Raw genomic sequence first — 14,961 nt, forward strand, 5'->3', positions numbered from 1 at the left:
GCCTTCCCCTATTTCGTCGCCCCGTGCGGCTTACGCCGCAGGTCTCGCCCGTTGTTCCGTTAAACAAGGCTTTGAGCATCTGCGGTTTGTAGCAAAAGGTAGTCAATGATGAGCGCAAGGCACTTTCTCTCCCTGATGGATTGCACGCCCGAAGAGCTGGTCAGCGTGATCCGTCGAGGCGTTGAGCTCAAGGACCTGCGTAACCGCGGCGTACTGTTCGAGCCTCTGAAAAACCGCGTCCTGGGGATGATTTTCGAGAAATCCTCGACCCGCACCCGGATCTCCTTCGAGGCCGGCATGATCCAGCTCGGCGGCCAGGCGATCTTTCTGTCGCCACGTGACACCCAGTTGGGTCGTGGCGAGCCGATCGGCGACTGCGCCATCGTCATGTCGAGCATGCTCGACGCAGTGATGATCCGTACCTTTGCCCACAGCAACCTGACCGAATTCGCCGCCAACTCCCGCGTACCGGTAATCAACGGCCTGTCCGATGACCTGCATCCGTGCCAGTTGCTGGCGGACATGCAGACCTTCCTCGAACACCGCGGCTCCATCCAGGGCAAGACCGTGGCCTGGATCGGCGACGGCAACAATATGTGCAACAGTTATATAGAAGCGGCGATCCAGTTCGACTTCCAGTTGCGCGTGGCCTGCCCGGAAGGCTACGAGCCCAATCCTGAATTCGTGGCCAAAGCCGGCGATCGGGTCACCATCGTTCGCGACCCGAAAGAAGCCGTGCGCGGTGCACACCTGGTGAGCACCGACGTCTGGACCTCCATGGGTCAGGAAGAAGAAACCGCCAAGCGTCTGAAGCTGTTCGCACCGTACCAGGTCAACCGCGCCCTGCTTGACCTGGCCGCTGAAGACGTACTGTTCATGCATTGCCTGCCGGCGCACCGCGGCGAAGAAATCAGCGTCGACCTGCTCGACGACAAACGTTCGGTGGCCTGGGATCAAGCCGAAAACCGCCTGCACGCGCAAAAGGCCTTGCTCGAGTTTCTCGTCGAACCGGCGTACCACCACGCATGAGCCAGCCTTTACTGCTTAACCTGCGCAACCTCGCCTGCGGCTATCAGGACCAGCGTGTAGTACAGAACCTGAACCTGCATCTGAACGCTGGTGACATCGGTTGCCTGCTCGGCTCTTCGGGCTGCGGCAAGACCACCACACTACGGGCGATTGCCGGCTTTGAACCGATACATGAAGGCGAAATCCAGCTGGCGGGCGAAACCATCTCCAGCGCCGGCTTCACCCTTGCTCCGGAGAAACGTCGCATTGGCATGGTGTTCCAGGACTACGCGCTGTTTCCGCATTTGAGCGTGGCCGACAACATCGCCTTCGGCATTCGCAAGCATCCGCAAATGGATCGCGTTACCGAAGAACTGCTGGAACTGGTCAACCTGAAGAACCTCGGCAAGCGCTTCCCCCACGAACTTTCAGGTGGCCAGCAGCAACGTGTCGCCCTGGCCCGCGCACTGGCGCCGGATCCGCAATTGCTGTTGCTCGACGAGCCGTTCTCCAACCTCGATGGTGAATTGCGCCGCAAGCTCAGCCACGAAGTACGCGACATCCTCAAGGCCCGAGGCACCAGCGCGATTCTGGTGACTCACGACCAGGAAGAAGCCTTCGCAGTCAGTGACCACATTGGCGTGTTCAAGGAAGGTCGCCTGGAACAGTGGGATACGCCCTACAACCTGTATCACGAACCGCTGACACCCTTCGTGGCGAGTTTCATCGGCCAGGGCTATTTCATTCGCGGTCAGTTGAGCAGCCCGGAATCGGTGCAAACCGAGCTCGGCGAATTGCGCGGCAACCGGGCCTACACCTGGCCGGTAGGGGGTGCGGTTGATGTGCTGCTGCGCCCGGACGATATCGTCTACGCGCCGGATAGCGCACTGAAGGCGCGAATCGCCGGCAAGACGTTCCTGGGTGCGTCGACCCTGTATCGCTTGCAGCTGCCGACAGGCGCACAGCTGGAATCGATCTTCCCGAGCCATGTCGATCGCCAGGTTGGGGCGGATGTGGGTATTCGTGTCGCGGCTGAACACCTGGTGCTGTTCCAGGCGTCCGGCAGCACGGCGGCGCAGATTCCTGCTGTTGAATCAGGTGTCCGGCGTTACAGCGCCGCTAGCTGATACACAAAAACCCTGTAGGAGCGAGCTTGCTCGCGAAAAACGTCTGGATAACGCGTTCCTTCCGGTTGCACGCGTTATCGTTGTCGTCCATCGCGAGCAAGCTCGCTCCTACATTGGATTTGCGTTAACCCAACATCAGCGTTCCGCTTGCTACGAGCGTCGCATTCCCGCCGATCTTCACCCGATCGCCTTCCAGTCGACAGAACAATTCCCCACCCCGCGCCGAACGCTGAAAAGCCGTCAGGCTCGACTTGCCCAAATGCTTTGACCAGTACGGAATCAGAAGGCAATGGGTCGATCCGGTCACCGGGTCTTCATTGATGCCGATTGCCGGGGCGAAATAGCGGGAAACGAAATCGTGCTGCTCGCCCCGCGCGGTCACGATGGCGCCCAACCATGGCAGTTTCGCCAGGGCCACCATGTCCGGCTTGCAGTCGAGCACGGCTTGCTCGGACTCCAGCACCACAAACAGTTCATTCGAACCCAGTACCTCAACAGCCTTCACACCCAGTGCACGCTCGATTTCCGAGACCGCGTTCACCGGTGACGCAGTGATCGCCGGGAAGTCCAGCCACAGGCCTGCGCCCTCCCGCGTCACGCTCAACGGGCCGGACTTACAGGTGAAGTCCAGTCGCTCGACAGGCTCTTTATAGATCTCAAACAGCACATAGGCGCTAGCCAGCGTCGCGTGACCACACAATGGCACCTCGGTGGTCGGCGTAAACCAGCGGATGTGCCAGCCCTGCCCTTCGCGCACGACAAACGCCGTTTCGGCGAGGTTGTGCTCGGCGGCAATCTTTTGCATCAACTCATCGGCGAGCCAGGTATCGAGCCGATAGACCATCGCCGGGTTACCACTGAACGGCTGATTGCTGAACGCGTCGACCTGATGAAACTCAAGCTGCATAACCTTCTCCCTTGGTTTGTCCGCTGAGCATGCAGCGCCGGCCGAACGAGCGCCAGTGACAGAGCGGGCAGATTTTCACCATACAGCGCTCACACCCGACCGATATCGGCAAATTTCGCCTGGGTGTGCTCGGCCAGCACGGCCGGTGCCAGTTCGACTTCCAGTCCACGTCGACCCGCACTGACAAAAATACTGGCGAAGGACTGGGCTGAATTATCGATGAATGTGCGCAAGCGCTTTTTCTGCCCCAGCGGACTGATCCCGCCCAATAGATAGCCAGTAGAGCGTTGCGCTGCCGCCGGGTCGGCCATTTCGACCTTTTTCACGCCCGCGGCGTGGGCCAGCCCTTTCAAGTCCAGGCTGCCGACAACCGGCACCACGGCCACCAGCAACTCGCCCTTTTCGCTGGCCGCCAGCAAAGTCTTGAACACCTGCGCCGGATCGAGCCCGAGTTTTTCCGCCGCTTCCAACCCGTAGGAGGCGGCCTTCGGGTCATGTTCGTAACTGTGTACGCGATGTTCGGCCCGAACCTTTTTCAACAAATCCAATGCGGGGGTCATGACAGCTCCAGACTGGGCGGCAGAAGAAAAATACTGCGCCCGATTCTAGGACATTGATCGTTAAAAGGCTCTACGGCGGCGCATCCATAACGCCATCGCCTGGCCATCCCATTGCGCAATGACTCATTCATTCATGCAACGAATAGTTTTTTTGTGACCGATGGTTCACTTTCGACCTTTGACATCAGCGTTTCTTGTCTATATTTTTTCGTTTCTGAAACTGTACGAAACGTCCTACCGCTGCACCCAGCAGTAAACCGCGACCAGGATGGGGATCCTGCCTCGGCGAAAACCGCGCTCCGACCATGATGGGAAAAGCGCCAGACAACAAAAAAAATTGAGGTTTCAATGACAACTGCTTTACAACAACCGTCGCTCTCGAGCCAATGCATGGCCGAGTTTCTGGGTACAGCGCTGCTGATCTTTTTTGGTACAGGCTGTGTTGCCGCGCTCAAGGTCGCGGGTGCCAGTTTTGGCTTGTGGGAAATCAGCGTTATCTGGGGCGTCGGCGTCAGCATGGCGATCTACCTTACCGCCGGGGTTTCCGGGGCTCATCTGAACCCTGCCGTCAGTATTGCCCTGAGCATTTTCGCGGACTTCGAAAAGCGTAAATTGCCTTTCTACGTACTCGCCCAAGTGGCGGGTGCCTTCTGTGGAGCGCTGTTGGTCTACACGCTCTACAGCAATCTATTCTTCGAATTCGAACAAACGCACCACATGGTTCGCGGCACTCAAGCCAGCCTTGAGTTGGCCTCCGTGTTCTCCACCTTCCCGAATCCTGTGCTGACCACCGCCCAGGCATTTCTGGTCGAGGTGATCATTACAGCCATCCTGATGGGCGTGATCATGTCCCTGACCGATGACAACAATGGCCTGCCAAAAGGCCCGTTGGCACCGCTGCTGATCGGCCTGCTGATTGCGGTGATCGGCAGTTCGATGGGACCGCTGACCGGTTTTGCCATGAACCCTGCGCGGGACTTCGGTCCTAAACTGATGACTTTCTTCGCTGGCTGGGGTGAAATTTCCTTCACCGGCGGACGCGATATTCCGTATTTCCTGATTCCTGTTTTTGCACCGATTGTCGGTGCCTGCCTCGGCGCCGCCGCCTATCGCGGGCTGATTGCCCGCCATCTGCACGGCGCTGTACCTGCTACAAAGGATGCAACAGCTGCCATTGACGGCAAACCCAGAACTTCTTGATACCGTTGGCGCGTGCCCCTGCCCTTTGATCACGCGCCAGACCTCACTCCCTTATTTCGTCCAAGGCAATCGACATGACCGACACACAGAATAAGAACTACATCATTGCCCTCGATCAGGGTACGACCAGCTCCCGCGCGATCATTTTCGACCGCGACGCGAACGTGGTCTGCACCGCCCAACGGGAGTTCGCTCAGCATTACCCGCAAGCCGGCTGGGTTGAGCACGATCCGATGGAGATCTTCGCCACCCAGAGCGCAGTGATGGTCGAGGCCCTTGCACAAGCCGGCCTGCACCATGACCAGGTAGCAGCCATCGGCATCACCAACCAGCGCGAAACCACCGTGGTCTGGGACAAGAACACCGGCCGCCCGATCTACAACGCAATCGTCTGGCAGTGCCGACGCAGCACCGAGATCTGCCAGCAACTGAAGCGCGATGGCCACGAGCAATACATCAGCGACACCACAGGCCTGGTCACCGACCCGTATTTCTCCGGCACCAAGCTCAAGTGGATCCTCGACAACGTCGAAGGCAGCCGCGAACGCGCGCGCAACGGTGAGCTGCTGTTCGGCACCGTCGACAGCTGGTTGATCTGGAAATTTACCGGCGGCAAGGTGCATGTCACCGACTACACCAACGCTTCGCGCACCATGCTCTTCAACATCCACACCCTGGAGTGGGACGCGAAGATGCTGGAAGTCCTCGACATCCCGCGTGAGATGCTCCCGCAAGTCAAATCGTCGTCCGAGATCTACGGCCACACCAAAAGCGGCATCGCCATCGGCGGCATTGCCGGTGACCAGCAAGCCGCTCTGTTCGGCCAGATGTGTGTCGAGCCAGGCCAGGCGAAAAACACCTACGGCACTGGCTGCTTCTTGCTGATGAACACTGGCGACAAAGCCGTGAAATCCCGACACGGCATGCTGACCACCATCGCCTGCGGCCCGCGTGGCGAGGTGGCCTATGCCCTGGAAGGTGCGGTGTTCAACGGCGGCTCCACCGTGCAATGGCTGCGTGACGAACTGAAGATCATCAACGACGCCCACGACACCGAATACTTCGCCAACAAGGTCAAGGACAGCAACGGCGTGTACCTGGTGCCGGCCTTCACCGGACTTGGCGCACCGTACTGGGACCCGTACGCCCGTGGTGCATTGTTCGGACTGACCCGCGGCGTACGCGTGGATCACATCATTCGGGCCGCGCTGGAATCGATTGCCTACCAGACCCGTGACGTGCTGGACGCCATGCAGCAAGACTCTGGGGAGCGTCTGAAAGCTCTGCGCGTGGACGGCGGTGCAGTGGCCAACAATTTCCTCATGCAGTTCCAGGCCGACATCCTCGGCACGCAGGTCGAGCGCCCGCAAATGCGCGAAACCACGGCGCTGGGTGCGGCTTACCTGGCAGGCCTGGCCTGTGGCTTCTGGGGCAGCCTGGAAGAGTTGCGTGGCAAGGCTGTGATCGAGCGCCAGTTCGAGCCGACGCTGGACGAAGCCGCGAAGGAAAAACTCTACGCAGGGTGGAAAAAAGCGGTCAGCCGTACTCGCAATTGGGCAGCTGAAGACGAGGCTGAATAAACCGGGATACGGGCTCGTATCTGTATGTAACTGGTCGGGAGCGGATTCCTGCGGCATCATGGGCAAATTTTGCACGGCAGCCCAAAGGACGCCCAATGAATCTGCCTCCCCGTCAGCAGCAAATCCTCGAACTGGTCCGCGAACGCGGCTATGTCAGTATCGAGGAAATGGCCACGTTGTTCGTTGTTACCCCGCAGACCATCCGCCGCGACATCAATCAGCTCGCGGAAGCCAATTTGTTGCGTCGCTACCACGGCGGCGCGGCTTACGACTCCAGCGTTGAAAACACCGCCTACGCCATGCGCGCCGATCAGATGCGCGACGAGAAACAGCGTATCGGCGAAGCCATTGCCGCGCAGATTCCCGACCATGCCTCGTTGTTCATCAACATCGGCACGACCACCGAATCCATTGCCCGGGCACTGCTCAACCACAGTCACCTGAAAATCATCACCAACAACCTGCATGTGGCTTCGATGCTCAGCGCCAAGGACGACTTCGACGTGCTGCTGACCGGTGGCAACGTACGGCGCGACGGCGGTGTGGTCGGTCAGGCCAGTGTCGATTTCATCAATCAGTTCAAGGTCGACTTCGCCCTGGTGGGCATCAGCGGCATCGATGAAGACGGCAGCCTGCTGGACTTCGACTATCAGGAAGTGCGGGTATCCCAGGCGATCATCGCCAATGCCCGGCAAGTGATCCTCGCGGCCGACTCCAGCAAATTCGGACGCAACGCCATGATTCGCCTGGGGCCGATCAGCCTCGTCGATTGCCTGGTCACCGATCAGCAGCCTTCCCCGGCGCTGGCGCAACTGCTGAACCAGCACAAGGTTCGGCTGGAAGTCGTTTAAACCCTTTCCAGTCTTAAAAGATCGCCCGAGCGCGATCTTTTGCTTTTATGTTCGTAAATTTTCCTTTAACGGCCCTTCGATGAGTATTTTCAATCGAAGCTGGCTGGCTGTGCGCGTCTTTATGGGCTAGTATTTTCGCAAATGAACATTAATGTTCGAATTCAAATACAGAACATCAAAGAACTCCGAGGCCGAGCCGATGCCCACTTCCACCTTGCCCACGCCCCCTCTCGCCGAGGTTTACGATATCGCCGTCATCGGTGGCGGGATCAATGGCGTGGGGATCGCAGCGGATGCCGCCGGTCGCGGTCTCTCGGTGTTCCTTTGCGAAAAGGATGACCTGGCCAGCCATACCTCGTCGGCCAGCAGCAAGCTGATTCACGGTGGCCTGCGCTACCTCGAGCATTACGAATTCCGCCTGGTGCGTGAAGCCTTGGCCGAACGTGAAGTACTGCTGGCCAAGGCTCCGCACATCGTCAAGCAAATGCGTTTCGTGTTGCCGCACCGCCCGCACCTGCGCCCGGCGTGGATGATTCGCGCCGGTCTGTTTCTCTATGACAACCTGGGCAAGCGCGAGCAACTGCAAGGTTCGAAAAGCCTGAAGTTCGGCCCTGACAACGCACTGAAAAGCGAGATCACCAAGGGCTTCGAATACTCCGATTGCTGGGTGGATGACGCGCGCCTGGTGGTGTTGAACGCCATGGCCGCCCGGGAAAACGGCGCCCACGTTCACACCCAGACCCGCTGCGTCAGCGCGCGTCGCACCAAGGGCCTGTGGCACCTGCACCTGGAGCGTGCCGATGGCAGTCTGTTTTCGATCCGCGCCAAGGCATTGGTCAATGCGGCCGGGCCATGGGTCGCCAAGTTCATTCGCGATGACTTGAAGATGGAATCGCCATACGGCATCCGCCTGATCCAGGGCAGCCATCTGATCGTGCCGAAACTATACGAAGGCGAACACGCGCACATCCTGCAGAACGAAGATCAGCGCATCGTGTTCACCATTCCGTACCTGAATCACTTCACCCTGATCGGCACCACCGACCGCGAGTACACCGGCGATCCGGCGAAAGTGGCAATTACCGATGGCGAAACCGATTACCTGCTGAACGTGGTCAATGCCCATTTCAAAAAGCAGATCAGCCGCGACGACATCCTGCACAGCTATTCCGGTGTGCGCCCGCTGTGCAACGACGAATCCGACAACCCGTCGGCCGTGACCCGCGATTACACCCTGGCGCTGTCTGGCACAGGCGAAGAGGCTCCGTTGCTGTCGGTGTTCGGCGGCAAGCTCACCACCTATCGCAAACTGGCCGAGTCGGCGCTGGCGCAACTGGCACCGTATTTCAAACACATCAAGCCAAGCTGGACCGCCAGCGCCACGCTGCCGGGCGGTGAAGACATGACCACCCCGCAAGCCTTGAGCTCGCGTATCCGCGACAAATTCGACTGGGTACCGAGCGAGATCGCTCGCCGCTGGGCCACCACCTACGGCAGCCGTACCTGGCGTATGCTCGAAGGCGTACAGGACCTCAGCGATATGGGCGAGCACATCGGCGGCGGTCTCTACACCCGCGAAGTCGACTATCTGTGCAACGAAGAATGGGCCACCAGCGCCCACGACATCCTCTGGCGTCGCAGCAAGCTCGGTTTGTTCACGACGGCGGCCGAACAGGAAAAGCTCAAGGATTACTTGAACCAGGTCGAACAGAACCGCAGCAAGATCGAAGCGGCCTGATCGGTCACCGGCATAAACAAAAGCCCCTGAATCTCGCGATTCAGGGGCTTTTTCGTATCGATGGATTTCAGTCGCGCAAATCCGATTCATGAATCGGCTGCTCACGGTGAGTCGCCCGCTGATACTGCGCCGGCCACACGGCCTTGTGCCCGCCCAGATCGTCATCTGCATGCAACGCCCAGTAGGGATCGCGCAACAACTCACGGGCCAGGAAGATGATGTCCGCCTGACAGGTGCGCAGGATGTGCTCGGCCTGGGCCGGCTCGGTGATCATGCCAACCGTGCCGGTGGCCATGCCCGACTCCTTGCGTACACGCTCGGCGAAGCGGGTCTGGTAACCCGGTCCTGTGGGAATCTCCGCATTCACCGCCGTCCCGCCCGACGAGACGTCGATCAGGTCGACCCCCAGGGCTTTGAGGCGGCGTGCCAGTTCCACCGTTTCATCGGGGTTCCAGCCATCTTCCACCCAGTCGGTGGCCGAGACCCGGACAAACACCGGCAACTCTTCAGGCCACACCGCACGCACCGCTTCGGTGACCTGCAGCACCAGCCGAATACGATTTTCGAAGGAGCCGCCATATTGATCGCGACGCTGATTGCTCAACGGCGACAGGAACTGATGCAGCAGGTAACCATGGGCCGCGTGCACTTCGACCACCTTGAAACCGGCCGTCAGTGAGCGTTTTGCCGCATCGACAAAGGCCTGGATCACCTTCGCGATCTCGCCGTCATCCAATTGTCTGGGTTGGGTGTGCTGTGGATCGAACGCGATCGGTGAAGGTCCGACCGGCACCCAGCCGCCCTCATCGGGCTTGACGCTGCCATGCTTGCCGAGCCACGGCCGGTAGGTGCTGGCCTTGCGCCCGGCATGGGCCAGCTGAATGCCGGCAACGGCGCCCTGGGCGTTGATGAAGCGGGTGATGCGTTGCAGGGGTTCGATCTGCTCGTCATTCCACAGACCGAGGTCCTGAGCGGTGATACGCCCGTCGGCGGTGACCGCCGTGGCTTCGGTAAACACCAGCCCGGCCCCGCCGACAGCGCGGCTGCCGAGGTGGACCAGGTGCCAGTCATTGGCCAGGCCATCGGCACTGGAGTACTGGCACATCGGCGATACCGCGATGCGGTTGGGCAGGGTCAATTGGCGAAGGGTAAAGGGTTCAAGCAGCAGACTCATGGGGCACCTCTCGAATCAGTGGGCAGGCTCCAGGTTCTGTTTGAATAGTCGACGAGTGACAGGAAAAAGGTACAGCACCCGCCCCCGCGGGCAAAAAATTCGACAAGACGTCACAAGGCCAAAATCAAGCAGTGCTTAGAGCCTAGTCGACATCGACGGATGTCGCCCCCTTGTAGGAGCGAGCTCGCTCGCGATGGACGACAGGACACCGCGGGGTATCAGGTTCCCGGCGCCATCGTTCACGTCCATCGCGAGCGAGCTCGCTCCTACAGGTGTGGGCTCAACGCGGTTCGATGTGGGCAATCATCAGCTGGACCGTCTCGTTGCCACGAAACTCGTTGAGGTCGAGTTTGTAGGCCAGTTCCACCCACTTGATGGTCGGATTCGGCCAGATGTCGCGGTCGATCCCGAAGGCAATGCCGTCGAGTTTCACCGAACCACATTCACTTTTCAGTACGACTTTAAGGTGCCGTTCGCCAACGACGCGCTGCTCGACCAACTGGAACACCCCATGAAACAAGGGTTCCGGGAAGTGCTGCCCCCAAGGACCGGCATGCCGCAGGGCACGGGCCAGCTCCAGGTGAAACTCTTCCACCGCCAGGGTGCCGTCCGACAACAGGCGGCCAGTCAGGTCTTCTTCGCGCAGTTGCCGGCGCACTTCAGCGTCAAAGGCTTCGGCGAACATGGGGAAATTTTCTTCCGGTAGCGTCAGGCCGGCCGCCATCGCGTGGCCACCGTATTTGGTGATCAGATTCGGATGCTGCGCCGCCACCACGCTCAGGGCGTCGCGGATGTGAAAGCCCTGGACCGAACGCCCCGAGCCCTTGAGCAGGCCATCTCCGGCATCGGCAAAGGCGATGGTCGGGCGGAAATAGCGCTCTTTCATCCGTGACGCGAGGATACCGATGACGCCCTGATGCCACTCGGGATCGAACAGGCACAAGCCGAACGGCATCGACTCCACCGGCAGATCCTTGAGCTGCGCCAGCGCTTCACGCTGCATGCCTTGCTCGATGGATTTGCGATCCTGGTTCATGCCGTCCAGTTGCGCCGCCATCTCACGGGCCAGACCGGCGTCTTCGGTCAGCAGGCATTCGATGCCCAGGCTCATGTCATCCAGGCGCCCCGCCGCGTTCAGCCGCGGGCCGACAATGAAGCCCAGGTCGGTGGAAGTGATACGTGCATGGTCACGCTTGGCCACCTCGAGGATCGCCTTGATCCCCGGCCGGGAACGTCCGGCACGAATGCGCTCCAGGCCCTGATGCACCAGAATCCGGTTGTTGGCATCCAGCGGCACCACGTCGGCCACACTGCCCAAGGCCACCAGATCGAGCAGTTCGCCGATATTCGGCTGCGGCTTGCTTGTGTACCAGCCCAGTTCGCGCAACCGCGCACGCAGGGCCATCAGCACATAGAAAATCACCCCGACCCCGGCCAGTGCCTTGCTCGGGAACTCACAACCTGGCTGGTTCGGATTGACGATGGCGTCGGCTAACGGCAGCTCGTCACCGGGCAAGTGGTGATCGGTAACCAGCACCTTGAGCCCGGCCTTTTTCGCCGCGGCCACGCCTTCGACGCTGGAGATGCCGTTGTCGACGGTAATCAGTAAATGCGGCTGACGCTCAAGCGCCACCGCGACGATCTCCGGTGTCAGGCCGTAGCCGTAGTCGAAACGGTTTGGCACCAGATAATCGACATGCGCCGCGCCCAGCAAACGCAGGCCCAGCGTGCCCACAGTGCTGGCCGTCGCGCCGTCGGCATCGAAGTCGCCGACGATAAGAATGCGCTGGCGCTGTTCGAGCGCCGTCACCAGCAGATCCACGGCGGCATCGATGCCCTTGAGCTGCTGGAACGGAATCAACCGCGCCAGGCTCTTGTCCAGTTCTGCCTCGGATTGCACACCCCGCGCCGCGTACAGGCGGGTCAGCAGCGGCGGAATATCACCGAGGAATGGCAGGGTGTCGGGCAGCAGGCGAGGTTCGATGCGCATGGGGTGAATGATGCTTCTCTTCGATACGTAGGATAAAACCGGGTGACGCGGTGCAATGGCGAATAATCAGCCGCGCTCACCGGCCAGCCACTGCAACTGGACTTCGTGCTGACCACGGTCGTCGGTGACGAAAATCGTTCCTTCGCTGATCATCACGTCCCACTTGATAACGCGCGGCATGTCTTTGGCCAGGGTTTCCAGGACTTCCTGCGGAACAGCCGCGATATGTACGTTTTTCAGATTTTTGATCGCCGGGATCACTTTGGTTTCCCAGACGCGCAGGCTGCCATAGGCCAGCAGGCTGGTGCGCTCGGTGCGGCGCGAGCACCAGGTCAGGCGCTCGGCATCGGGCTGGCCGACTTCGATCCAGTGCAGGACGCGGTCATCCAGACTTTTTTCCCACAAGGCCGGTTCATCCACTTCCGACAGACCACGGCCAAAAGACAGTTGCTCGTTGTACCAGAGGGCGTAGGCCAGCAGGCGCACGGTCATGCGCTCTTCGGTTTCCGAAGGGTGACGGGCGATGGTCTGCTTCACGCTCTCGTAGACGCTGCGGTCGAGGTCGGTGAGGTTCAGTTCAAACTTGTAGGTCGTGGACGGCTGGGCCATGAACGGGCTTCTTGATACGAGGAAAGGCGGCAAGTCTAACCGATGCGACGGGCAATCCACGAATTGAACACAATCAAGCTGGAGCGCCTGACAGTCGGCTATGTTAAAACGCTCTAATCGCTCATCCCTTGTCCTGCAGGATCCCGCATGCCGCTCACCGCCAAACCGCTTTCCGGTCTGAAAGTCATCGAATTGGGTACCTTGATTGCCGGCCCGTTTGCTTCGCGCATTTGCGCTGAATTCGGTGCCGATGTGATCAAGGTCGAGTCCCCGGACGGCGGTGATCCATTGCGCAAATGGCGCAAGTTGTATGAAGGCACTTCGTTGTGGTGGTTCGTCCAGGCCCGCAATAAAAAGTCCCTGACCCTCAATCTCAAGCACCCTGACGGTCAGGCGATCCTGAAACAGCTGCTGGGTGAAGCAGACATTCTGATCGAAAACTTTCGTCCCGGCGTCCTGGAGAAACTCGGCCTGGGCTGGGACGTCCTGCACACCTTGAACCCGAAACTGGTCATGGTGCGGCTGTCGGGTTTCGGCCAGACCGGCCCGATGAAAGATCAGCCCGGCTTTGGCGCAGTTGGTGAATCCATGGGGGGCCTGCGCTACATCACCGGCTTCGAAGACCGGCCACCGGTGCGCACCGGCATTTCCATCGGCGACTCGATTGCCGCGCTCTGGGGCGTGATCGGCGCACTGATGGCCCTGCGTCATCGCGAGGTCAACGGTGGCCAGGGGCAAGTGGTGGACGTGGCGCTGTACGAAGCCATCTTCGCGATGATGGAAAGCATGGTCCCGGAGTTCGATGTGTTCGGCTTCATTCGCGAACGCACGGGCAACATCATGCCGGGCATCACCCCGTCCTCGATCCACACCAGCGCCGATGGCAAGCACGTGCAGATCGGCGCCAATGGCGACGCGATTTTCAAACGTTTCATGCTGATCATTGACCGGGAAGACCTGGCCAACGATCCTCTGCTTGCCAGCAACGATGGCCGCGATGCCCGACGCGACGAGATTTATGGCGTCATCGATCGCTGGGTCAACTCGTTGCCGCTGGACACGGTGCTGGCGCGGCTCAATCAGGCCGAGGTGCCGGCCAGCCGGATCTTCAGCGCCGAAGACATGTTCAATGACCCTCAGTACCTGGCGCGGGAAATGTTCCTGCAGGCCAAGCTGCCGGACGGCAAAGACTTCAAGATGCCGGGCATTGTGCCGAAACTCTCAGAGACACCTGGGGAATGTGAATGGGTCGGGCCACAATTGGGTGAGCACAACGCACAGGTACTCCAGGAACTTGGCTATGACGCGACGCAGATCGCACAGTTGCGCAAAGACGGAGCCATCTAAGCTGAAGCGCCAGCCGACGCGCTGACCGCTCATTACGGCAATGACGCCTTGGGCAGCCTGCTACAGATGCAGCGCCTGGGGCGCTTGCGCCTGCTGTTGGGTTATCGCCCGGAAATTCGTTACCAGGCCTCACTGCAAGGTATCGCCGAAGATGAATTGCAGTTCTATCCGATCCGTGGCACTGGCAAGTACCTGTCCGGTTACATCGGCTGCACCGACACGCCAAAGGGCCGGCAGGCCATTGTCGAGATCAACCAGGTACTGCGCACCCTTCCCCGTGAACGCCTTGACGAGGCCTACGCCGCCTGGCTGGATCCGGAGAGTCGCAGCGATTACCTGAAAGACACCAAGGCGTTTTTCGACAATCTGGCGCAGCCCTGACAAATCCCGGGCAAAAAGAAACCCCGGGAAGTGGGGAGACGACCCGGGGTTAAACATGGCCTGCCTAGAGACCAGTAGCAGCAAGCTACAAGCACCGGAGCACAATGCTCGATCCTGCTGTTACAAGGTCTGACTGACCTGGGCGCGGGAAGGTTCCCACAAATATCCGTTCAATTGCGGCTGGCCAGAAGCTTGTCCTGCGCCGCATTACGCAATGCCGCGATGACACAAGGCTCAAGGCGCCCTTCAGCGATCAGCACGTCGCGATGCAAACCGTCGACCACATCCGTCAGCAGCCGTTTGTCATTCAACTGGACCTGATTGAACGCGCGCTCGACCACGGTCGCGCCGATAGCATTCTTCAAGGTTATCCGGCATTCGCCACGAATGCCTGACGGGGTCAACGTGACCTGATACGGGCTCAGCGCCTCACCGAGCAACAGACTGATACTTTCCATCCCGATCACCACTCAATAGTCCGAAACAACG

13 protein-coding genes and 1 pseudogene are annotated in these 14,961 nt (G+C 59.9%); 8 read left to right on the forward strand and 6 right to left on the reverse strand.

Going from position 1 to position 14,961, the window contains the following annotated elements; translation table 11 throughout:
* Positions 1 to 108 precede the first annotated feature (108 nt).
* Positions 109 to 1,029 (forward strand): ornithine carbamoyltransferase, encoded by a 921-nt coding sequence (gene argF / locus AC1DXW_RS13645; protein ID WP_218426903.1) that lies wholly within the window; start codon positions 109 to 111, stop codon positions 1,027 to 1,029.
* Positions 1,026 to 2,135: an ABC transporter ATP-binding protein gene (locus AC1DXW_RS13650; protein ID WP_477760091.1), complete on the forward strand. Its 1,110-nt coding sequence runs from the start codon at positions 1,026 to 1,028 to the stop codon at positions 2,133 to 2,135. Before argF ends, AC1DXW_RS13650 begins: the two co-directional genes overlap by 4 nt.
* Positions 2,136 to 2,259: 124 nt before the next feature.
* Here AC1DXW_RS13650 and AC1DXW_RS13655 read toward each other — a convergent pair whose 3' ends face one another.
* A complete protein-coding gene (locus AC1DXW_RS13655; RefSeq protein WP_477754245.1) occupies positions 2,260 to 3,042 on the reverse strand; it encodes a PhzF family phenazine biosynthesis protein in 783 nt (260 codons plus the stop codon).
* Between the two features lie 89 nt (positions 3,043 to 3,131).
* Positions 3,132 to 3,602, reverse strand: a complete 471-nt coding sequence (ybaK, locus tag AC1DXW_RS13660; RefSeq protein ID WP_477754246.1) for a Cys-tRNA(Pro) deacylase — start codon at positions 3,600 to 3,602, stop codon at positions 3,132 to 3,134.
* 348 nt (positions 3,603 to 3,950) lie between these two features.
* Here ybaK and AC1DXW_RS13665 point away from each other — a divergent pair, with 348 nt between their 5' ends.
* From AC1DXW_RS13665 to glpD, 4 genes are all read left to right on the forward strand, one after another.
* The gene (locus AC1DXW_RS13665) at positions 3,951 to 4,802 is read left to right on the forward strand and encodes an MIP/aquaporin family protein (protein WP_477754247.1); all 852 of its coding nucleotides are present in this window, start codon (positions 3,951 to 3,953) and stop codon (positions 4,800 to 4,802) included.
* Positions 4,803 to 4,876: 74 nt separating this feature from the next.
* Entirely contained in the window at positions 4,877 to 6,382 is a 1,506-nt protein-coding gene (gene glpK / locus AC1DXW_RS13670) for a glycerol kinase GlpK (protein WP_477754248.1), read from the forward strand.
* A gap of 95 nt (positions 6,383 to 6,477) precedes the next feature.
* Positions 6,478 to 7,233 carry a DeoR/GlpR family transcriptional regulator gene (locus AC1DXW_RS13675; RefSeq protein WP_007971301.1) on the forward strand — a complete coding sequence of 252 codons (756 nt, stop codon included), beginning with the start codon at positions 6,478 to 6,480 and terminating at the stop codon, positions 7,231 to 7,233.
* A gap of 199 nt (positions 7,234 to 7,432) precedes the next feature.
* Positions 7,433 to 8,971, forward strand: a complete 1,539-nt coding sequence (glpD, locus tag AC1DXW_RS13680; RefSeq protein ID WP_477754257.1) for a glycerol-3-phosphate dehydrogenase — start codon at positions 7,433 to 7,435, stop codon at positions 8,969 to 8,971.
* 67 nt (positions 8,972 to 9,038) lie between these two features.
* Here the strand turns inward: glpD and AC1DXW_RS13685 are convergent, their stop codons facing one another.
* From AC1DXW_RS13685 to AC1DXW_RS13695, 3 genes are all read right to left on the reverse strand, one after another.
* Positions 9,039 to 10,145 (reverse strand): NADH:flavin oxidoreductase/NADH oxidase, encoded by a 1,107-nt coding sequence (locus tag AC1DXW_RS13685; RefSeq protein ID WP_477754249.1) that lies wholly within the window; start codon positions 10,143 to 10,145, stop codon positions 9,039 to 9,041.
* 280 nt (positions 10,146 to 10,425) lie between these two features.
* Positions 10,426 to 12,135, reverse strand: coding sequence for a single-stranded-DNA-specific exonuclease RecJ (recJ, locus tag AC1DXW_RS13690; protein WP_477754250.1), 1,710 nt, complete (start codon positions 12,133 to 12,135; stop codon positions 10,426 to 10,428).
* 66 nt (positions 12,136 to 12,201) lie between these two features.
* Positions 12,202 to 12,744 (reverse strand): YaeQ family protein, encoded by a 543-nt coding sequence (locus AC1DXW_RS13695; RefSeq protein WP_223459916.1) that lies wholly within the window; start codon positions 12,742 to 12,744, stop codon positions 12,202 to 12,204.
* Between the two features lie 147 nt (positions 12,745 to 12,891).
* Here AC1DXW_RS13695 and AC1DXW_RS13700 point away from each other — a divergent pair, with 147 nt between their 5' ends.
* Complete coding sequence (locus AC1DXW_RS13700) at positions 12,892 to 14,091, forward strand: CaiB/BaiF CoA transferase family protein (protein WP_477760092.1); 1,200 nt, start codon at positions 12,892 to 12,894, stop codon at positions 14,089 to 14,091.
* A 3-nt stretch (positions 14,092 to 14,094) separates the two neighbouring features.
* Positions 14,095 to 14,472 (forward strand): annotated as a pseudogene (locus tag AC1DXW_RS13705) (TIGR02285 family protein); the annotation flags it as partial.
* A gap of 170 nt (positions 14,473 to 14,642) precedes the next feature.
* Here AC1DXW_RS13705 and AC1DXW_RS13710 read toward each other — a convergent pair.
* Positions 14,643 to 14,930 (reverse strand): DUF3509 domain-containing protein, encoded by a 288-nt coding sequence (locus tag AC1DXW_RS13710; protein WP_477754252.1) that lies wholly within the window; start codon positions 14,928 to 14,930, stop codon positions 14,643 to 14,645.
* Positions 14,931 to 14,961: the final 31 nt, after the last annotated feature.

This window comes from Pseudomonas sp. P4_C4, from assembly GCF_056402055.1.

Coding starts and splice junctions, on each gene's coding strand:
- AC1DXW_RS13700 (WP_477760092.1), top strand. CDS start 12,892: ATGCCGCTCACCGCCAAACCGCTTTCCGGTCTGAAAGTCATCGAATTG.
- AC1DXW_RS13710 (WP_477754252.1), bottom strand. CDS start 14,930: ATGGAAAGTATCAGTCTGTTGCTCGGTGAGGCGCTGAGCCCGTATCAG.
- AC1DXW_RS13675 (WP_007971301.1), top strand. CDS start 6,478: ATGAATCTGCCTCCCCGTCAGCAGCAAATCCTCGAACTGGTCCGCGAA.
- glpK (WP_477754248.1), top strand. CDS start 4,877: ATGACCGACACACAGAATAAGAACTACATCATTGCCCTCGATCAGGGT.
- recJ (WP_477754250.1), bottom strand. CDS start 12,135: ATGCGCATCGAACCTCGCCTGCTGCCCGACACCCTGCCATTCCTCGGT.
- argF (WP_218426903.1), top strand. CDS start 109: ATGAGCGCAAGGCACTTTCTCTCCCTGATGGATTGCACGCCCGAAGAG.
- ybaK (WP_477754246.1), bottom strand. CDS start 3,602: ATGACCCCCGCATTGGATTTGTTGAAAAAGGTTCGGGCCGAACATCGC.
- glpD (WP_477754257.1), top strand. CDS start 7,433: ATGCCCACTTCCACCTTGCCCACGCCCCCTCTCGCCGAGGTTTACGAT.
- AC1DXW_RS13665 (WP_477754247.1), top strand. CDS start 3,951: ATGACAACTGCTTTACAACAACCGTCGCTCTCGAGCCAATGCATGGCC.
- AC1DXW_RS13695 (WP_223459916.1), bottom strand. CDS start 12,744: ATGGCCCAGCCGTCCACGACCTACAAGTTTGAACTGAACCTCACCGAC.
- AC1DXW_RS13655 (WP_477754245.1), bottom strand. CDS start 3,042: ATGCAGCTTGAGTTTCATCAGGTCGACGCGTTCAGCAATCAGCCGTTC.
- AC1DXW_RS13685 (WP_477754249.1), bottom strand. CDS start 10,145: ATGAGTCTGCTGCTTGAACCCTTTACCCTTCGCCAATTGACCCTGCCC.
- AC1DXW_RS13650 (WP_477760091.1), top strand. CDS start 1,026: ATGAGCCAGCCTTTACTGCTTAACCTGCGCAACCTCGCCTGCGGCTAT.